The 18,836-nt window shown below is 71.9% G+C and carries 15 protein-coding genes; 9 read left to right on the forward strand and 6 right to left on the reverse strand.

Features of this window, described 5'->3' with window-relative positions; all coding sequences use genetic code 11:
• Positions 1-193 precede the first annotated feature (193 nt).
• Together AXW62_RS03310 and AXW62_RS03315 are read left to right on the forward strand one after the other, a co-directional pair.
• Positions 194-1,411 (forward strand): 3-deoxy-7-phosphoheptulonate synthase, encoded by a 1,218-nt coding sequence (locus AXW62_RS03310; RefSeq protein WP_214516835.1) that lies wholly within the window; start codon positions 194-196, stop codon positions 1,409-1,411.
• A gap of 91 nt (positions 1,412-1,502) precedes the next feature.
• Positions 1,503-3,215, forward strand: coding sequence for an ABC-F family ATP-binding cassette domain-containing protein (locus tag AXW62_RS03315; RefSeq protein WP_252368487.1), 1,713 nt, complete (start codon positions 1,503-1,505; stop codon positions 3,213-3,215).
• Here AXW62_RS03315 and AXW62_RS03320 read toward each other — a convergent pair.
• Together AXW62_RS03320 and AXW62_RS03325 are read right to left on the reverse strand one after the other, a co-directional pair.
• Positions 3,148-4,284, reverse strand: a complete 1,137-nt coding sequence (locus AXW62_RS03320; protein ID WP_060943160.1) for a methyltransferase domain-containing protein — start codon at positions 4,282-4,284, stop codon at positions 3,148-3,150. The genes AXW62_RS03315 and AXW62_RS03320 overlap by 68 nt on opposite strands.
• Positions 4,285-4,678: 394 nt before the next feature.
• A complete protein-coding gene (locus AXW62_RS03325; RefSeq protein WP_060943190.1) occupies positions 4,679-6,973 on the reverse strand; it encodes a thiamine pyrophosphate-binding protein in 2,295 nt (764 codons plus the stop codon).
• Positions 6,974-7,178: 205 nt separating this feature from the next.
• Here AXW62_RS03325 and AXW62_RS03330 point away from each other — a divergent pair, with 205 nt between their 5' ends.
• From AXW62_RS03330 to AXW62_RS03340, 3 genes are all read left to right on the forward strand, one after another.
• Positions 7,179-7,679 carry an Lrp/AsnC family transcriptional regulator gene (locus tag AXW62_RS03330; protein ID WP_060943161.1) on the forward strand — a complete coding sequence of 167 codons (501 nt, stop codon included), beginning with the start codon at positions 7,179-7,181 and terminating at the stop codon, positions 7,677-7,679.
• A gap of 525 nt (positions 7,680-8,204) precedes the next feature.
• On the forward strand, positions 8,205-10,193 hold the full coding sequence (locus AXW62_RS03335) for an ATP-binding cassette domain-containing protein (protein ID WP_079105580.1): 1,989 nt from the start codon (positions 8,205-8,207) through the stop codon (positions 10,191-10,193).
• A gap of 218 nt (positions 10,194-10,411) precedes the next feature.
• The gene (locus AXW62_RS03340; protein WP_060943162.1) at positions 10,412-10,894 is read left to right on the forward strand and encodes a GNAT family N-acetyltransferase; all 483 of its coding nucleotides are present in this window, start codon (positions 10,412-10,414) and stop codon (positions 10,892-10,894) included.
• 42 nt (positions 10,895-10,936) lie between these two features.
• Here the strand turns inward: AXW62_RS03340 and AXW62_RS03345 are convergent, their stop codons facing one another.
• Positions 10,937-11,407, reverse strand: a complete 471-nt coding sequence (locus AXW62_RS03345; RefSeq protein WP_060943163.1) for a winged helix DNA-binding protein — start codon at positions 11,405-11,407, stop codon at positions 10,937-10,939.
• Between the two features lie 279 nt (positions 11,408-11,686).
• On the opposite strand from AXW62_RS03345, the gene AXW62_RS03350 reads away from it, so the two are divergent.
• A complete protein-coding gene (locus AXW62_RS03350) occupies positions 11,687-13,204 on the forward strand; it encodes an APC family permease (protein WP_060943164.1) in 1,518 nt (505 codons plus the stop codon).
• A 171-nt stretch (positions 13,205-13,375) separates the two neighbouring features.
• On the opposite strand, the gene AXW62_RS03355 is transcribed toward AXW62_RS03350, so the two are convergent.
• The 3 genes from AXW62_RS03355 to AXW62_RS03365 all read right to left on the reverse strand — a co-directional run bounded on the left by AXW62_RS03355 (position 13,376) and on the right by AXW62_RS03365 (position 15,457).
• Positions 13,376-13,933 carry a GNAT family N-acetyltransferase gene (locus AXW62_RS03355; protein ID WP_060943165.1) on the reverse strand — a complete coding sequence of 186 codons (558 nt, stop codon included), beginning with the start codon at positions 13,931-13,933 and terminating at the stop codon, positions 13,376-13,378.
• Between the two features lie 132 nt (positions 13,934-14,065).
• Entirely contained in the window at positions 14,066-14,917 is an 852-nt protein-coding gene (locus AXW62_RS03360) for a PaaX family transcriptional regulator (protein WP_060943166.1), read from the reverse strand.
• A 120-nt stretch (positions 14,918-15,037) separates the two neighbouring features.
• A complete protein-coding gene (locus tag AXW62_RS03365) occupies positions 15,038-15,457 on the reverse strand; it encodes a RidA family protein (RefSeq protein ID WP_060943167.1) in 420 nt (139 codons plus the stop codon).
• Between the two features lie 287 nt (positions 15,458-15,744).
• On the opposite strand from AXW62_RS03365, the gene AXW62_RS03370 reads away from it, so the two are divergent.
• The 3 genes from AXW62_RS03370 to AXW62_RS03380 are packed head-to-tail and all read left to right on the forward strand — an operon-like array spanning position 15,745 to position 18,836.
• Positions 15,745-16,227 (forward strand): cupin domain-containing protein, encoded by a 483-nt coding sequence (locus AXW62_RS03370; RefSeq protein WP_060943168.1) that lies wholly within the window; start codon positions 15,745-15,747, stop codon positions 16,225-16,227.
• On the forward strand, positions 16,224-17,129 hold the full coding sequence (locus tag AXW62_RS03375) for an acyl-CoA thioesterase (protein WP_060943169.1): 906 nt from the start codon (positions 16,224-16,226) through the stop codon (positions 17,127-17,129). Before AXW62_RS03370 ends, AXW62_RS03375 begins: the two co-directional genes overlap by 4 nt.
• A gap of 39 nt (positions 17,130-17,168) precedes the next feature.
• Positions 17,169-18,836 (forward strand): AMP-binding protein, encoded by a 1,668-nt coding sequence (locus tag AXW62_RS03380; RefSeq protein ID WP_060943170.1) that lies wholly within the window; start codon positions 17,169-17,171, stop codon positions 18,834-18,836.

Genomic DNA, 18,836 nt, shown 5'->3' on the forward strand with positions numbered 1-18,836 from the left:
TGAGAGGTACTGACTCGGGTTCACCTCGGTAGCGCCTTCTGGTGAGGCCGTTTCCGCTCGTCCCGCCCCATCACGACGTCGTCGGCTCCATTTACGGTCATGTCGCACTGCATGAGGGGGATCGTTGACCGAACAAGCGCGTACGGCTCCGCCGCTCGCCCCGGCCCGCCCGTCGTCGCCGCCGCCGAACCGCCTGAGCGCCGCGGTGGACAACGCACTCGCCCGGCCCGCGGCGCAGCAGCCGCAGTGGTCCGACGCCGGGGCCGTGCACCGGGTGCGGGCCGTACTGGAGAGCGTGGCGCCGGTGGTCCGTGTCGAGGAGGTGGACCGGCTGCGGGCCCGTCTGGCCGCCGTGGCAGGCGGCCACGCGTTCCTGCTCCAGGGGGGTGACTGTGCCGAGACCTTCGCGCAGACCACCGAGCGGTACATCGCGGGCACCGTCCACACCCTCTCACGGATGACCGCGGTGCTCACCGCCGCCGGCCGGCTGCCGGTGGTCACCCTGGGCCGGATGGCCGGACAGTACGGGAAACCGCGCTCGGCTCCCCTGGACCCGTCGGGTCTGCCGAGCTATCGGGGCGATATCGTCAACGCGGTCGAGGCGACCGCCGAAGCCCGCGCCCCCGACCCGGACCGGATGGTCCGCGCCTACGTCAACTCCAGAGCCGCGATGGCCGTGGTGAACGCGCTGCTCGCCACGGGAGCGGTCGGCCCGGCCGGGCGGGCCCTGGCCGCCAGCGGGCTCTTCACCAGCCATGAGGCCCTGTTGCTGGACTACGAGCGCGCCATGCTGCGCGTGGACGCCCGCGACCCGGACGCGCCGAAGCTGTACGACCTGTCCTCGCACTTCCTGTGGATCGGCGAGCGGACCCGGCAGTTGGACGGGGCGCACATCGCCTTCGCCGAGCTGCTGGCCAACCCGGTCGGGATCAAGATAGGCCCGACGACCACGCCGGAGCAGGCGGTCGAATACGCCGAGCGGCTCGACCCGCACAAGGAGGCGGGCAGGCTGACCCTCATCAGCCGGATGGGCAGCGCCCGGGTGCGCCAGGTGTTACCGCCGATCGTGGAGAAGGTCACCGCGTCCGGCCATACGGTCCTCTGGCAGTGCGACCCGATGCACGGCAACACGCTGACGTCCGGCAGCGGCTACAAGACCCGCCACTTCGACCACATCCTCAGCGAGGTCCGGGGGTTCTTCGAGGTGCACCGCGCGCTGGGCACTCACCCCGGGGGGCTGCACGTGGAACTCACCGGTGGCGATGTGACCGAGTGCCTCGGCGGCGCACAGCGGATCTCCGCCGCCGATCTGCACCGGCGGTACGAGACCGCCTGCGACCCCCGGCTCAATCGGGCGCAGGCCCTCGAACTCGCCTCCCTGGTCGCCGAGATGCTGCGCCCGCGGCCCTGACCTCGCGCACGGCCGGCACCGGGACACGCGAAGCCATCGGGGCCGCCGGGAAACATGAGATCGCCCCTCGGCGGTTAGGATGGGGGGTCTGATGACTGCCACTCTCGTCGCCAAGGATCTGGCCGCCGGGCACGGTGACCGCCCCCTCTTCTCCGGGCTCGATCTCGTCGTCGCGCCGGGCGAGGTGATCGGCCTCGTCGGGGTCAACGGGGCCGGGAAGTCGACCCTGTTGCGGCTGCTCGCCGGGCTCACCGAACCTGAGCAGGGCACCATCCGGCTCAGCCCGCCGCACGCCACCGTGGGCCACCTTCCACAGGAGCCCGAGCGGCGGGCGGGGGAGAGCGTACGGGCGTTCCTGGCCCGCCGTACCGGCGTGGCCGCCGCGCAGGCCGACCTCGACGCCACCACCCAGGCGCTCGCGGACGGCGCGCCCGGCGCGGACGACGCCTACGCCGTCGCGCTGGAGCGCTGGCTCTCGCTCGGCGCCGCCGACCTGGACGAACGCGCCGACGAGGTCGCCGCCTCGCTCGGGCTCGACGTCTCGCTCGACCGCCCCATGACCGCCCTCTCCGGCGGCCAGGCCGCCCGCGCCGGTCTCGCCTCGCTGCTGCTGAGCCGGTACGACATCTTCCTGCTCGACGAGCCGACGAACGACCTGGACCTCGACGGGCTGCAGCGCCTGGAGACGTTCGTGGGCGGATTACGCGCCGGTACGGTGCTGGTGAGCCACGACCGCGAATTCCTGGCCCGTACCGTGGACAAGGTCGTCGAACTCGACCTGGCCCAGCAGCAGGTGAACGTGTTCGGCGGCGGCTACACCGCCTATCTGGAGGAGCGGGAGACCGCCCGCCGGCACGCCCGCGAACGCTACGAGGAGTACGCGGACGCCCGCGCCGCCCTGGAGGCCCGGGCCCGCACCCAGCGCGCCTGGATGGAAAAGGGCATCAAGAACGCCCGCCGCAAGTCCACCGACATCGACAAGATCACGCGCAACGCCCGCATCGAGGCTAGCGAGAAACAGGCCGCCAAGGCGCGCCAGACCGAGCGGCTGATCGAGCGGCTGGAGGTGGTCGAGGAGCCGCGCAAGGAGTGGGAACTGCGGATGGAGATCGCCGCGGCACCGCGTGCGGGCGCGGTCGTGGCGACCCTGCGCGGCGCCGAGGTGCGGCGCGGCGACTTCCACTTCGGCCCGGTCGACCTCCAGGTCGACTGGGCCGACCGGATCGCGGTCACCGGCGCGAACGGCTCCGGCAAGTCCACCCTGCTGGCCGCCCTCCTCGGCCGCCTCCCCCTGGACAAGGGCCATGCGTCACTGGGGTCGGGGGTGGTGGTGGGCGAGATCGACCAGGCCCGCGCGCTGTTCTTCGGCAGCGAGTCCCTGCTCGACGCCTTCGGCGCGGCGGCGCCGGGGATGGTGCCCGCGGAGGTGCGGACCTTGCTGGCCAAGTTCGGCCTCAAGGCCGCCCATGTGCTGCGCCCGGCCGCCACCCTGTCCCCGGGCGAACGCACCCGCGCGGCCCTGGCCCTGCTCCAGGCCCGGGGCATCAACCTGCTGGTCCTGGACGAACCCACCAACCACCTGGACCTGCCCGCGATCGAGCAACTGGAATCCGCTCTCGACTCCTACCAGGGCACGCTGCTGCTGGTCACCCACGACCGCCGCATGCTGGAAGCAGTGCACACCACCCGCCGCCTGGAGGTGGCGGACGGCCGGGTCACCGAGGTGTGGCACGACGTCAACGCGCCCGGACAACGGTCCCCGGATCGTCCAGCCACACGTGCTGAGCGGCAGCGGCGACGGTGAGCCCGAACCGCGTACGGGCCGGCCGTCCGGCCTCTGTCCACCAGCTGTGCGCCGCCTCCAGCTCGGTCCACAGGCGCCGCGGCCCGTGCTGCTGCACGTCGTACTCGCGGGCGTCCGGTTCGTAGTCGACAGAAGCCCACGAGCCGCTGGCCGCGTCGGCCAGCCACAGGGTCCATGCGCCGTCCGGGCCCTGTCCGGTGGCCCACTGGCAGCCCGGGACCAGTACCCCCGCCGCGAACCAGGCGTCGTCGTCGCCGAGGACGTGCGGGTCGAGGCCGGTTCGGCTGTCGTGGGTCTCGCCTCCGGCCCGGGCGACGGCCATGACGTCCCGCGGCGGGGCCTGGGCCCGCATCCACATGAACGCCGCGTCGTCCACGACCGGGCCGGACGCCACGGGTCCCTCGGGCCCCTCGTCGACCGTGAGCCGCAGCAGGACGCCGTTGCGCAGTGTGGTGCCCCACGGGAGGACGATGATCCCTCCGGGTGCGGTCTGCTCGATCCAGGCGCGCGGCACGTCGTGCACGGAGCAGGTCGCGATGGTCCGGTCGTACGGCGCCGCCGCCCGCCATCCCTGGGCCCCGTCTCCGGTCACGACCGCGGGCGCCCGGCCGAGGGCGGCCTTGAGGGAGCGCCGGGCCGCCGCGGCGACGCCGGGGTCGACCTCCACGGTGGTCACCCGCTCGGCGCCGAGCCGGGCGGCGAGCAGGGCGGCGTTGTAGCCGGTGCCGGTGCCGATCTCCAGCACGCGGTGGCCGTCCTCGACCTGGAGCGCGGCGAGCATGCGGGCGACGATGCTCGGCATGCTCGCCGAGCTGGAGGGCGTGAGCGCGACCGCAGCGCCGGGCGGGTCCTCGACCTGGGTGACGACCGGCTCGTCGCGGTAGGCCAGCCGTTTCCACCGCTCCGGGTCGTCGGCCCGGTCGACGGGCGCGTACCCGCCGTCGACGCGGGCCCAGACCCGGTCGGGGAGGAACCGGGCCCGGTCGACGTGCTCGAACGGGGCGCGCCAGTCGGCGGGGAGGTGCTCGCCCTCCGCGAGCTGCTGGACGAGCGCGGAGGGACCGGTCATCGCGGCGGCGTCTCCGGGCGCCTCGGGTCGGGCGGCGGAATGGGTTTGTCGGGCTTGTGGCCGTCGCTCTCGGCCGGGTCCGGCTTCCCTCCGTGCTTCCCCACGAGGGTCTCCCTCCAGTCGGTGATGGGTGGGGCTCCATGGTGGCCGCTGGATCGGGGCACGCGGCAGGGCGCGCGGGTGCGCCGTTGCGGGCAGGCCGGGGTGCGTGCGCTGGGCGGACCGCAGGACGCACGCCCCGCGCCCGGCGCGTCAGCGTGCGGCCTGCGTCGCCGGCGGAGTGCTGCCATGACGGCCGGACGCTCGGTTTCCTCGGAACGGAACACCCGCGACCGCGGCCTGGACGGCATCGGTGCCCCTCGATGGCCGACCGCCGCGAAAGGGCTGGTCCCGTTCAGTCGACGAGGTCGAGGGCGGCGGTGACGATGCTGTCGGTGTCGATGCCGTGGTAACGGTAGACGTCCTCGATCGAACCGCTCTGGCCGAACCGCGTCACGCCGAGGGTGGTGACGGGCGTGTTCCGGACCGCGCTCAGGAAGGCCAGCGTGTGCGGGTGGCCGTCCAGCACGGTGACCAGCGGGGTGGCTCGGTCGGCGGGGAAGACCTGGTCGAGGACCCAGTCGGGGTCCTGCGACAGGCCGCGGCGGGCCTGGAGCGCGCGGAAGAGCAGGTCCGGGCTGGTCACACAGACCACGTCGGCGCCGTGGCCGAGGGCGGCGAGCCGGTCGGCGGCGGCCAGGGCCTCCGGGACCAGGGCGCCCATGGCGGCGAGGGTCACCACCGGCTTCTCGTGCCGTCGCAGCCGGTAGGCGCCCGCGGTCACCTGCCGGCGGCGGCGCTCGCGGGCGGCCGGGTCGCCGGGCACGTCGGCCGCGGACTGGTCGACGGGCCGGGTGGACAGCCGCAGATAGGCCGAACTCCCTTCCGGCCGGCCCAGGTTGCCGAGTGCGGCGAGCAGACACCATTCGGTGTCGATGGCGAACGCGGGCTCATAGGTGACGCAGCCGGGCTGCTCGATGCCCAGCGAGGGTGTGGTGATCGACTGATGGGCGCCGCCCTCCGGGGCGAGCGTGACCCCGGACGGCGTGCCGACCAGGATCGACTGGCCGCCGGCGTAGATGCCGAACGACCACGGCTCCAGGGCCCGGTTGACGAAGGGGTCGTAGACCACGCCGATCGGCAGCAGCGGCTGGCCCCAGCGGCTCCAGGTGGCACCCAGCTCGCCGAGCAGGCCGACCAGGTTGGTCTCCGCGATGCCCAGCTCCACATGCTGCCCGGTGGGCCGCTCCCGCCAGTGCAGGATCGTCTCGGCGTCGTCGGCGAACCAGTTGGGGCGCTCGGCCGGGGACCACACACCGACCTTGTTGAGCCAGCCGCCGAGATTGGTGGTGGAGCTGACGTCCGGGCTGACGGTGACGATCCGGGCCGCCGCCTCCGGCGCCCGCCGGGTGAGATCCAGCAGGACGCGTCCGAGGGCCTGCTGGGTGTTGCCGGAGCCGGTCGGTGCCGGGCGGGCGAGGTCGGCGGGGACCGCGGGGGCCTGCAGCGCCGCGTGGCCGGGGCGGCGCAGCCGCCTGGCGGCCGCCGCGCACCGGGCCGCTTCCGGCGAGCCGCCGGGGAAGTTCGCCCATGGCCGGCCGGGGTCGGTTCCCAGGCGGTCGGCCAGTGTCCTCATCTGGTCGGCGGTCAGCAGTGAGGAGTGGTTCTGCGGGTGGCCTTCGGTGGGCAGCCCGTAGCCCTTCACCGTGTACGCGAAGATGACGGTCGGGCGGGTGTCGTCGACGCTGTCGAACGCCTCCGTCAGCGCGCCGATGTCGTGCCCTCCCAGATTGCGCAGCGCCGCCAGCAGTGAGGCGTCGTCCAGGGGGGCTATCAGGTCCGCGATCGGCCCGGCGGTGGAGCCGGTGCCGGGCAGGCGCTCCCGCAACTCCCCGGCCGAGCAGCGCAGCAGGCGCTGGTATTCGGGGTTGTCCATGGCGTCGATACGGGCGTGCAGGGCCTCGCCGCCCGGCCGCCCGAACAGCTCCCGCAGCACGTTCCCGTACTTGAGGGTGATGACCTGCCAGCCGGCCGCGGCGAACATGCCCCGCAGCCGGTCCGCGGCGATGCCGGGGACGACCCGGTCCAGGGACTGCCGGTTCAGGTCCACGACCCACACCGCCTCGCCCAGACTGGGCACCATGGGGTCCTGGATCGCCTCCCAGATGGCGCCCTCGTCCAGCTCCGCGTCGCCCAGCAGGGAGTACTGCCGCCCCCGCCCGGCCCCGCCGAAGTGGCCCTCCACGTAGCGCCGGGCGAGGGCGCCCCACAGGGGGGCGGTGGCACCGATGCCGACCGAGCCCGTGGAGTAGTCGACCGGGTCGGGGTCCTTGGCCCGGCTGGGGTAGCTCTGCAGGCCGCCGAAGGCGCGCAGCGTGGTCAGGTAGGACTCGTCCAGCTCGCCCAGCAGGTAGTTGATCGCATGCAGCACCGGCGAGGCGTGGGGCTTGACCGACACCCGGTCCTCCGCGGTCAGCGCGTGGAACCACAGCGCCGTCATGATCGAGGTCATCGAGGCGCTGGACGCCTGGTGACCGCCGACCTTCAGCCCCGAGGGGTTCGGCCGCACCCGGTTGGCGTGGTCGATGATCGCGGTGGACAGCCACAGCACCCGCCGCTCGACCGCCTCCAGCACGGCGAGCTCCTCCAGCCCGCCGGGACCCGCACCGTCGACGTCGGACGACCTCAGTTCCGTGACCACCACAGACCACCTCCGCGATCAGCGCCATGCCCTAGAGATTTTCCTGTTGTGCCCCGTCAGTAGACAGGCAGCTCGTCAACTGCACAAGATGTGTCTGCGCGATTGAGCATTCTGCTCATATTCCATGCCAACGGAGAGGCGACGACCGAGCATCATGAACAGTGAACGAGCCCTCGACGCCACGGACGCGCGGATCCTGCTCGCCCTCACCGCCCAGCCACGGGCCACCGTCGTCGCCCTGGCCGAGCAGCTGGGGCTGTCCCGCAACACCGTCCAGACGCGGGTGGCCAGAATGGAGCAGGGCGGCGCGCTGGCTTCCTTCGAACGCCGGATCACCCCCAACGCGCTGGGCCACCCGCTCACCGCGTTCGTCACCGCGCGGGTCGATCAGCACCGGCTGGCCGAGGTGTCCGAGGCGCTGGCGGGCATCGACGAGGTCGTGGAGGTCTTCGGCCTCAGCGGCGAGACCGATCTGCTCGTCCGGGTGGTCGCGGCGGACGCGGAGGACCTGTACCGGGTGGCGGGGCGGATCCTCGCCGTCCCCGGCATCGAACGCACGACGACGGCCCTGGCCATGCGCGAACTGGTGCCGCACCGCCTCACCCCGCTGCTGCGCCGCGCCGCGGGCGACGGCGGCCGGCAACCGGGGCGGTGACCGGATCGGCCCCGTTCGCGGGCGGGTGCCCTCGGCGTTCTTCGGCGGCCGGCCGGGCCTGACCGGTGTCCGACGACCCGGGCGCCGCCGCACCGCGTGCCGCCGTGCCGCCCGGTGCCGCTCCCCCGTGCCGCTCCCCGGCGCCGGAACAGCGGCACCCTCGGCGTTTCGGCCACCGTCGCTTCAGCCCCTGGCCCAGTGGCCGCACGGGTCGATGCACCCCGCACGCTCCGGCGCGCGCTCAATCTCAGGACTACCAACACGACCGAAATACATGTGTTCGAAATTCCGGCCGGGTCGTTGAGCCGCAAGAGCAGCCACACGACCGCCAAGGGGGACCACGTTGACTTCGGCCAGGACACCAGCACCTGCGACTCCCCATGACATGGCACCGGATGCGGAGTACGCGCACCGCGACGGGTCCGGCCCCAGGGCCTCGGTGCGGACGATCACGGTCACCGTGGCGCGGTGGCTGCCCACACCGGCTCTCCGGCCGCTGAGCCGGCCCGGGCCGGGAGGCGCGCTGTGAAGAGGTTCTTCGGACGCGTGCGGATGGCCGAGCCGGAGGTCTCCGACGCCGAACGGGAGCTGTTCGGCGGTCCTTTGCGCTATGACATGGGCTGGTCGGAACATGAGCGTGCCCGGCTCGACCTGACGATGGTGTCGGCTCTGCGCTCCATGCCGAGGCTGGTCGGGGCGACCTTGCGGATGGCGTGGCAGGCAGACCGCCGCGCGCTGCTCACGGTCGCCATCAGCGAGATCGGACAGGGTCTCGCCGCGGCAGTCGGGTTGCTCGCGGTCAACGCCGTCATGCACGCGCTGCTCGGCTCCGGCACCACCGGGCAGCGGCTGCACGCGGTCCTCCCCGGGCTGCTCGCCGCCGCCGGAGCCGCCGTGGTCAACTCGGGCCTGGCCGGATGGTCCACCTCGCGGGCGGGCCGGCTGGAACCGCTGGTCGAGCGGATCGCCACGACCCAGTACCTGGCCGCCGCCGCGTCCGTGGAGCTGGAGGCCATCGAGGACCCGGACTTCCGACGGCTGATCGACGTCGCCCAATACGGCGCCGGATCCGCCCGCCGCATGATCAGCGCCTGCGTGGCCGCCCTGAACGGGACCATCTCCCTGATCTCCACGGCCGGCGTGCTCACCATCCTCCACCCGGTCCTGCTGCCGATGCTGATCCTGATCGCGGCGCCGCGCGGCTGGGGCGCGATGCGGGTGGCGCAGGAACGGTACGTGTCGGTGATGAGCTGGATCGAGCACGTGCGGGCCAGCCGCCTCATCGGCAACCTGCTCACCGAGCGCACGGCCGCCCAAGAGGTGCGTATCCACGCCGTCGGACCGTTCCTGCTCAGCCGCTACGAGCGGATGGCCGAGAGCGCCGAGGCCGAGCAGGAGCGCCTGGCCACCGGCAAAGCCGTCACCGAGTGGGTGGCCGCCGCGCTGTCCGGCCTCGCCATGGCGGCGACGTACGCGGCCATGTTCCTGCTGATCACGAGCGGGCACATGAGTCTGGCGGTGGCCGGGACCGCGGTCATCGCCGTCCGGTCCGGCTCGGCGAGCCTGGGCGCGCTGGTGATGAACGTCAACCAGCTGCACGAGGAGTCCCTCTACGTCCGCGACCACGCCCGGTTCCTGGACGAGGCGGCACGCCACACCATCCCCAGCGGGGGCGATCCCGTCCCGGCACAGGTGAAGCAGGTCGTCCTCGACCGGGTCAGCTATCGCTACCCGGGCCGTGAAGCCCCCGCCCTGGACGAGGTGTCCCTCACGCTGCCCATGGGCTCGGTCACCGCCGTGGTCGGCGAGAACGGCTCCGGCAAGAGCACGCTGATGAAGGTGTTGTCGGGCCTGTTGCTGCCGCAGAGCGGGACCGTGTTCTGGGGGAAGTCCGACATCGCTTCCCTGGACCGCTCCGACGTCTTCGACCGCGTCGCGCTGCTCACCCAGGACTTCCAACGCTGGCCCGTGACGGCGGCGTTGAACATCCGGATCGGCCGGACCAGCCGGGCAGCCGAACCGGAGGACCTTCAGCCGTCCGTGGACTACGCGGGTGCCGGAACGGTCATCGCGAAACTTCCCGACGGCCTGCGCAGCCTGCTGGCCCGGATGTTCCGCGGCGCGAGTGAACTGTCCGGCGGCGAGTGGCAGAAGATCGGCCTCGCCCGGACCCACTGGCGCAGCTCCACCTCGGATGCCGACGGCGTGCTCATCGTGGACGAGCCCACCTCCGCCCTCGACCCGGAAGCCGAGATCGCCGCTTTCGACCGCATCCGCCGGCTCGCCGCACCGAACCGGGCCGTCGTCCTGGTCACCCACCGCATGTCCGGCGTCCGCCACGCCGACCGCATCCACGTCCTGCACCACGGACGGCTCGTCGAACACGGCAGCCACAACGAGCTCATGGCCGCCCAAGGGCGCTACGCCGCGATGTTCGCGGCGCAGGCCGCCCAGTACGCCCCCACGGGCACCATCCCCCGCCCCGGCTCCCCCACCGTCACCGATCCCGCATGACCCGCTCGAAAGGCCCGGCGTGACGACTCCTCCCACCACCGCGCAGGAGCACGATCCCAACCGGCCGCGGCGTCACCCGCCGGCGAGCCGAGCTGCTCCTCTCCCCACCGCCCGCCCCGGCCTGGCGAGCCCTTTGCCGAGTCGGCTGAAGGTGGACACGTCCCCTGGCCGCCCAGCGCTGCTGATCCATCTGCCGGCCGTGCGGCACACTCCACTGCATGGTGAGTCTGCACATCATCACACCCGATGACTGGCCGTTGTGGCAGGAGATCCGTGTTGCCGCCCTGACCGATGCGCCGCACGCGTTCAAAGCCCGGCTCGCCGACTGGCACAGGGGTGGCCAGGAGCAGTGGCGTGCCCGTCTGGCCATTCCCGGTGCCTACAACGTTGTCGCGCGGCAGGGCAGTCGGCCTGTCGGCCTGGTCAGGGGCATCCCCGTGGACAGCGAGACGAGTGAACTCAGGTCGCTGTGGGTCAGCCCCGAGGCGCGAGGCGACGGCGTCGGAGACCGGCTGATCGAAGCCGTCACGACGTGGGCCCTGCGCTCAGGCTCCACAACACTGAAGCTTGCGGTGATCCCAGGCAACGAGTCGGCCATCGCCCTCTACCGGCGCAACGGGTTCCTCGTCACCGACGAGCAAGGGGATCTGTTGCCCGACGGCGTAACCAGGGAACAGGTGATGGCCAAGAGACTTCGCTGACCCCCAACGCCGTCACGTCTCGGGAACATTCCGGCCGGGCTGTCACCAACTGGCGAAACGCATGACCGCGTGCTGTCGCCAGCCGGCCCCGCCGCCGTCGTCCGCCTCTTCCTCTTCCCGGGTCTTCTGGTGCTGGTGGGCTGACCAGGCGGCGTTGTCCTGTCGGCAGCGGATGAGGTAGCGGGCGAACTGGCGGCGCTCGTCGGGGTCCCATCCGGCGGTGACGCGTTCAAAGGCGTCACGTTGTTCGGCGGCGAGGCGGCGGCGTTCGGCTTCCCCGGCCTGGGCCAGGACCTGCGGGCCGTCGAGCGCGGCAACGCCCTGCGACTCTTCCCCCGCCTCGCCTGAGCCCTGGCCCCCAACCCCGGCACCGGCACCGGCACCGAACCTGACACCGACCCCGGCACCGGCCCTGACACCGGCACCGGCCCCGGCACCGGCCACGCCGTCCCGGCAGCCGGCGGCGTCGCACAGACAGATCCCCGGAAGGAACCACGAATGAGCATCAGGCACCTGACCGTCATCGACGGCACCGGCAGTGCGCCCCGCTCCGGCATGGACGTCACCATCGCCACCGGTCCGTTTCTCCGTGCCGCTCGCCGAACCCGGCGTACCCGGATCCGGGATCCGGGATCCGGGATCCGGGATCCGCGCCGCCTGACGCCTGCTCGGGAGGCCCAATCACGGACCGGGCCCCCTCCCCCCGGCAGCCCACCCGACACAGACCTCATACTGTGACACGCGGCGCACGCGCCCCCCTTCGCAGTCTCTTCACCCCCCAAGGAACCGCCCGTGTCTTCCCCCCTCTCGACGACCGGACCACGCGCCGCCCAGCCCGTGGCCGGCGCCCTGCAACGCAGCCTCAAGCGCTTCGACATCACGGCCATGGCCATCGCCGCGGTGCTCTCCTTCGACACCCTCGGGCAGATCGCCACCGGCGGCGGTGAGGCCGCCACCTGGACGGCGGTCATCGCCCTCTTCTTCCTCATCCCCTACGCCCTGCTGTTCGCGGAGACCGGCGCCGCGTTCCCCCAGGAAGGCGGCCCCTACGTATGGGTCAAGCTGGCCCTCGGCCGTCCGGCGGCCGCCCTCACGACCCTCATGTACTGGGTCACCAACCCCATCTGGCTGGGCGGCTCACTGGCCTTCCTCGCCGCGGAGACCTGGGACGGGTTCGTCTTCCACCTCGGCTCGGGCACGGTCGGCGACTACGCCTTCAAGCTGCTGTTCGTCTGGATCGCCATCGCGACGGCCGTCGTCTCCCTGCGCCACGGCAAATGGATCACCACCGCGGGCGCGGCGATAAAGGTCCTGGCGCTCGCGGTGTTCACCCTCACGGCCGTGTTCTACGGGGTGCGGCACGGCTTCCACGGTCTGGCCGACGCCAGCTTCACCCCCACGACCGCCGGCTTCCTCGCCCTGGTGCCGGTCCTGCTGTTCGCCTACGTCGGCTTCGAGGCACCCAACGCCGCCGGTGAGGAGATGCACGACCCGCAGCGCGACGTGCCCACCGCGCTCGGACGCTCCGCGGCCGTCGCGGCCTGCTGCTATCTGCTGCCGGTCCTCGCCCTCCTCGCCGTCGTACCCGCCCACCAGGTCACCGGCATCGGCGGCTTCATGGACGGCGCCCGCCTGGTCTTCAGCGTCTACGGCGGCGCGGCCGGCCCCCTGTTGAAGATCACCGCCGTCATGTTCGTCCTCGCTCTGCTCACCCAGGGCAGCGCCTGGATGATCGTCAGCGACCGCATGCAGGCCATGGCCGCGGCCGACGGGGGCTTCTTCACCCGCGCCCTCGGCACCTTCCACCCGCGGCTCGGCACACCGGTGCGCACCAATCTGCTCTCCGGAGCCGTGGCCACGGTGTTCATGCTCGCCGCCATGCGGCTGGCGAACGGCGACGCGGCCGACGTGTTCGCCGTGGTCCTCACCGTCGCCGTCACCACCCTGCTGCTGTCCTACCTCGCCATCATCCCCGCGCTGGTACTTCTGCGGACCCGTCGGCCGGAGGTCCCGCGGCCCTATCGCGTCCCCTTCGGCACCCGCGGTTTCCTGCTCTGCGCGGGGCTCGTCTACGCGTGGATCCTGATCGGGTCGTGGTCGGCGCTCTTCCCCGGAGCCCTGGAACAGCTCTTCGGCATCGACTACGCCTTCCACGACGTCTGGGGCGTTTCCCGCGCCTCGTTCGAAACCTTCACCCTCGGTACCGTCGCCGCACTGCTGATCGTCGGTGTCATCGGCGTAGCGGTGGCCCGCCGGAGGGACGCGGTACGGGGTGCGGCCGTCGAGGGCGGTTTTCAGGGCGCCGGATGAGTGCGCGGCGGGTGCACCCGCGTGCGGCCGCTTCGCATCGGTGCCGACGGCGTGTTGAGGCGGCGCTCGGTACTGCCCCGGCCTGGGTGCTGACCGAGCCCCGGGCTGAGGGATGGCCGTCACGGTCGCGGGCGACGGGGCCTCCCCCTCCGTGTGCCGCCCGCTGTCGGCTCAGCGGCAGGGCATGCTCATGTAGAGCGCCTGCTCACCCGCGGAGGCGGTGCCCTCGTAGAGGGAGGTGTCGAGTCCGCAGAAGGCGAAGCCCATCCGCCGGTACGCCTGAATCGCCGGCGCGTTGACGCTGGTGACCTCCAGCCAGATGTGACCGGCGCCCCGCTCACGGGCGAACTCCACCGCGAGCCCCATCAGCGCGCGGCCGACCCCCCGTCCCCGGTGCTCCGGGGCGACCTCGATGTCCTCGATGGTCAGCCGGCGGTTCCAGGCGGAGTACGAGACGGCGACGAACCCGGCCAGGTCGCCGGCGGCGCCATGGGCGACGAAGGTGCGGGAGTCCGTGTCGTCCCGGTCGTCGCCGCCCGGTTCGTCCTCGGGGAACACCTTGGTCAGGGGCGGGTCCACCGGGATCTCCCGCAGCGCGAATCCGTCCTCGGTGACGGTCACCTGGAAGACGGTGTCGGTGGTGAAGGAGCCGTCCAGAGCCCCGATAGCCTCGGTGTCCTCGGGGGCAGCGGCGCGGTATCGGTAAGCCGTGTCGTCAACAGGGGCCATGGCACGACGCTACGACCGCTCCGGCCACGGCGGGCCGGGTTTCGGCCGGCCACGCCCGGTCCCCGGCCCAGGCTCCGGGCCATGCGGGAGTGGTCCGCCCTCTCCGCGGAAGGTCTGGTGAGTGACGCCTGTTCAGGCGCCGCGTATCGCGGCGAGAGCGTGTTCCCGGGCCGGCGCACTCAGCAGCCTGTTGAGTTCGTCGAACACTTCGCCGGCCGTGACGCCGTTCCACCCCGGTGGGAGCAGTGCCAGCGGAAGCCCCGGGTCACGGTAGGGAAGTTGGCGCCACTGGGTGAGCAGGGGAATGTAGGCGCGGAAGGCGTCCTGTGGGGTGGACTCGGCCGCTGACCAGCTGTCGAGGAGCGGGCGGTGGTGCCGCAGGAAGTTCGCGTACAGCTCGGTGAGTTCGTCCAGGTCCCACCAGATCCGCACCTTCGAGCGCAGGTCTCCGAAGGCCACGTGGTGACCGGTGAAGATGTCGACGTATGCCGACAGGCCGCGGCGGTCGAGGGCCCGTTCGGTCTCGGCCTTGAGGTTTCCCGGCGCGATCCAGATCCCCGGGGCCGCGGTGCCAAAGCCCAGGCGGGTGAGGCTCGTACGGAGTTCGTAGCGCTTCTCCCGCTCGGACTCGGGGACGGAGAAGACGACCAGGATCCAGCCGTCCGCGGTGTCGGCCCGGGTCCGTTCGAAGATGCGGGCGTCTCCCTCGGCCAGCGTTTCCAGGGTGGAGGCGGCCAGCGCGTATCCCGCCGCGCCGGCGTGGCGTTCGCTGGTCAGCACGCCCCGGCGCTTCATACGGGAAACCGCGGAACGCACCGCCGCGCCCTCCACTCCGAGGTCGGCCATGAGCCGCACCAGGGCGGACACGGACAGCCAGTTCGACCTGCTCCGGGCATACAGCCCGAAGAGGGTCATGATCAGCGATCCGGGCCGGGGGTCGCGCCCGTTCGAGGAGGGAGCCGCCGACTCAAGTGCCGTCGTCATTTCCTCTTCCTCGCCCCCGGTCCATGGCGTTGCATACGCGCAGCTTACGCGCCACCTGCCGCTCCGTCCGCCTGCCCTGTCCCCGCGAGGCCGGAGAGCGCCAAGGGCCGCACGCCGTGTCTATCGCCGGGGTACGACCAGACGGTCCTCGGGGATCACGGCGACGCCGAGGATCTCGATCATGGCTTCGGGCTGCCACAGGGCGGTGCACCCGATCCCGGCCATGGCCGGGTAGACGGGGCCGGCGAGCTCGCGCCAGACGTTGCCGATCTCCTTGCCGTGCGCCTGGTAGTCCGGGATGTGGGTGAGGTAGAGGGTGATGCTCACCAGGTCCACCGGCTCACCACCCGCCGCGCGCAGCGTGGTCAGCACATTGCCGAACGCCTGGCGGAACTGCTCCACGATCCCGCCGGGGACGATGTTCATCCCGGCGTCCACGGCGGTCTGGCCACCCAAGTGGAGGGTATTGCCCACCAGCGTTCCGTGCGAGTACCCGCTCGGGGCGGGGAGGGCTTCCGGGTTCACCGCTACGGGGCGCATGCGATCTCCAGTTCCGTCTGGTCGGCGCCGATCCACCCGGCACCGCTTATTGACAATAAATGATGCTCGTGAAAAAACCGAGATATAGCACCCACGGCCGCCCACCCTGATACGGCACGCGCCTCAGCGATGATCGACGTGCCGTTTCGACCAGTTCCACACCTTCTGCCACCTTCCTGACACCCACCGCCCGTGGCGTAATTGAAACGGCCGGAAGAAAAGCGCCTCAACCCGCCGGTCCCCTCTGCCGCGGGCGTCCCCTGCCCGCTGGAACGGAGTCTTCGGTCATGGAGCCTGACCTCGGCAAGTACCGCCTCGAAGGCGACAACTCGATGTACCGGCTGCCCAGTGGCCTCGTCGCGCCGGTCGTCACGCGCGGCGGCCTGGAGGACGCCGGCACCGCCGACTCCGGCGGTGCGGTGCGCATCTCGGGTGTGAGCATCCAGCACACGCCGGCAACCCGCCTGTGGTTCGGCAAGGTCAGCAACGAACCCGGCTACCGCTCGGTCTCGCACCACCACGGTGAGGCGGAGACCGGTGGGTACGTGCTCTCCGGCCGGGGGCGCATCTACTTCGGCGAGGAGTTCGCGGATTACGTCGACATGGAGGAGGGCGACTGGGTCTTCGTTCCGCCCTTCATGCCGCACGTCGAGTGCAATCTCTCGCGCACCGACCCACTGGTGTGGATGACCACGCGCACACCGGAGAACATCGTGGTCAACCTGCCCGATGTCGCCGATGACGACCTGCGCGACTGGCTGGACCGATGAGCCCGCACCCGGCCCCGACCTCCGAGGTCTTCACCGACTCGGTGACCCTGGCGCCGGCCGAGCCCGCACACTTCGACCTGGCCTTCACCGCGGTGACACAGCCGTGTCCCTGGCCCAAGGCATACGGCGGGGACCTGGTCGCCCAGGCCGCCGCCGCGGCGATGCGGTCGGTCACGGACGGCAAGACCCTGCACTCGATGCACGGCTATTTCCTCCGCCCCGCCGAGATCGGCGCGAGCGTGCGCTACGAGGTGGAGCTGCTGCGCGACGGCCGCGGTTACAGCACCCGGCAGGTACGCGGTTACCAGAACGAGAAACCGCTCTACGTCTGCCTGGCCAACTTCGCCGCGGGCGAGCCCGGCGCCGTCTTCCGCGCGGCGCTCACCGCGCCGGCCCCTCAGCCCGAGGAGCTGCCCAGCTCCGCCGCGTATCTCTCGGGACGCACCGGTGGCACCATGACCGCGCGGTCGAAGTCCTACTGGTCGGGCGGCCGCGGCTTCGACATGAGGCATGTACCCGGCCCCGTCTACCTCACGGTGGAGGGAAAGCGGGTGCCGCACCAGGCGGTGTGGCTACGGCCCTTCGACGGCCTCCGCCCCGTCGTGGGGCTGAGCGACGCGCAGCGGGACCAGGCCGCTCTGGCGTACGTCTGTGACTACACGATCCTCGAACCCGTCCTGCGGGTGCTCGACCTGCCCTGGGCGAAGCCGGGCCTGGTCACCGCCAGCCTCGACCACGCGATGTGGTTCCACCGGCCAGGGCCCATGGGCGACTGGCTCCTCTACGCCCAAGAAGCCGTGGCCGCGGAGGCGGGCCGCGGCCTGGGCACGGGCCGCTTCTTCACCCGCGACCACCTGCACCTGGCCACCGTCGCCCAGGAGGGCGTGATCCGCGCCTCCTGACCCGCCTCCCACCGGCGGGACCCCGAAAGGACTCCCCCGTTGTCCCTTTCGCCCAGGTCGTCCTCAGCCCATCTGGACACCTTCACCCGTGACCACCTGCCACCCGCCGACCAGTGGCCGGTCATCGAATTCACCACTGCCGAACTGCGGTACCCGCCACGGCTCAACGCCGCCACCGCGCTCATCGACGCCCCGGCCGCGGCCTTCGGAGCAGACCGGCCCGCTCTTCGCACACCGGACGGCGGGGCGTGGACCTACGGCCGGCTCCTGACCCACGCCAACCAGGTCGCCCAGGTACTCACCGAGGATCTGGGCCTGGTTCCGGGGCAACGGGTGCTCCTGCGCTCACCCAACACCTGCTGGACGGTGGCCGCCTGGCTGGGCGTGCTCAAGGCCGGCTGCGTCGTGGTGACCACCATGGCCGCCCTGCGCGCCCGCGAGATCGTTCCCATCGTCGAAAAGACCCGCCCCTCCCTCATGCTGGTCGACCACCGCTTCGCCGAGGAGACGCACACCGTCCGTGCGGCCCCGGAATCGTCTGTGCACGTGATGGAGTACGGCGGCGCGGGTCCCGACGACCTGACCGTCCGCGCGGCGGCCAAGTCCGGTGTGTTCACCAACGTCGACACCGCTGCCGATGACGTGGCCCTCCTGGGGCCCACCTCCGGTAGCACCGGCGCCCCGAAAATCACCATGCACTTCCACCGGGACCTGCTGTCCATCGACAACACCTTCGGACGCCACATCCTGCGGCTGGCCCCCGACGACATCATCGCCTGTACCGCCCCCCTCGCCTTCACCTTCGGCCTGGGCATGCTTGTCGTCTTCCCGCTGCGGGCCGGCGCGTGCGCGCTGCTGACCGAGTCCGTCACCCCCTCGCAGCTCGCGCAGGTGGTGGAGCGCCACGGCGTCACCGCACTCGCGACGGCCCCCACGGCCTACCGCGCCATCCTCCGCGAGGGCCAGGTGAGGAAACTGGCGGGGCTGCGGGTCGCGGTCTCCGCGGGCGAACACCTTCCCCGCGGCACCTGGGAGCAGCTGCACGAGCAAGCCGGGCTCAGGGTCATCGACGGCATCGGCGCCACCGAGATGCTGCACATCTTCCTCTCCGCCGCCGGCCCCGACATACGGCCCGGCGCCACCGGCAGGCCGGTACCCGGCTACCGCGCCACCATCCTCGGCCCCGGCGGTGAGGAACTCGGTCCCGGTGAGCCGGGACGCCTCGGTGTCATCGGCCCGACCGGCTGCCGGTACCTCGACGACACCCGCCAGCAGGGCTACGTCGTCCGTGGCTGGAACGTCACCGGCGATGTCTTCCACCGCGACGAGGAGGGCTACTTCCACTTCGAGGCGCGCGACGACAGCTTGATCGTCTCCTCCGGCTACAACATCGGTGCCCCCGAGGTCGAGGCCGCCGTGGAAACCCACCCCGACGTGAGCGAGTGCGCCGTCGTCCCGAGCCCCGACCCCGAGCGCGGTTCACTCGTGTGCGCCTTCATCGTCCTGAAGGACGGCGTCAGCGGCGACGACGCCAAGGCACGGGAGATCCAGGACCACGTCAAACAGGTCATCGCGCCCTACAAGTACCCGCGCGATGTGCGCTTTTGCGCATCGCTTCCCCGCAACCCCAGTGGCAAGGTCCAGCGCTTCACGCTCCGCGGCATCGTCGAGGCCGAGCACACCGCCACCCCCGCCGACCAGCAGTAG

The sequence above is a fragment of the Streptomyces hygroscopicus subsp. hygroscopicus genome (assembly GCF_001553455.1).
GTDB lineage: Bacteria > Actinomycetota > Actinomycetes > Streptomycetales > Streptomycetaceae > Streptomyces > Streptomyces hygroscopicus.

Excerpts from the sequence above, each read along its gene's own strand:
- AXW62_RS03360 (WP_060943166.1), bottom strand. The coding sequence starts at position 14,917 with ATGACGACGGCACTTGAGTCGGCGGCTCCCTCCTCGAACGGGCGCGAC.
- AXW62_RS03370 (WP_060943168.1), top strand. The coding sequence starts at position 15,745 with ATGGAGCCTGACCTCGGCAAGTACCGCCTCGAAGGCGACAACTCGATG.
- AXW62_RS03375 (WP_060943169.1), top strand. The coding sequence starts at position 16,224 with ATGAGCCCGCACCCGGCCCCGACCTCCGAGGTCTTCACCGACTCGGTG.
- AXW62_RS03365 (WP_060943167.1), bottom strand. The coding sequence starts at position 15,457 with ATGCGCCCCGTAGCGGTGAACCCGGAAGCCCTCCCCGCCCCGAGCGGG.
- AXW62_RS03330 (WP_060943161.1), top strand. The coding sequence starts at position 7,179 with ATGAACAGTGAACGAGCCCTCGACGCCACGGACGCGCGGATCCTGCTC.
- AXW62_RS03315 (WP_252368487.1), top strand. The coding sequence starts at position 1,503 with ATGACTGCCACTCTCGTCGCCAAGGATCTGGCCGCCGGGCACGGTGAC.
- AXW62_RS03355 (WP_060943165.1), bottom strand. The coding sequence starts at position 13,933 with ATGGCCCCTGTTGACGACACGGCTTACCGATACCGCGCCGCTGCCCCC.
- AXW62_RS03340 (WP_060943162.1), top strand. The coding sequence starts at position 10,412 with ATGGTGAGTCTGCACATCATCACACCCGATGACTGGCCGTTGTGGCAG.
- AXW62_RS03320 (WP_060943160.1), bottom strand. The coding sequence starts at position 4,284 with ATGACCGGTCCCTCCGCGCTCGTCCAGCAGCTCGCGGAGGGCGAGCAC.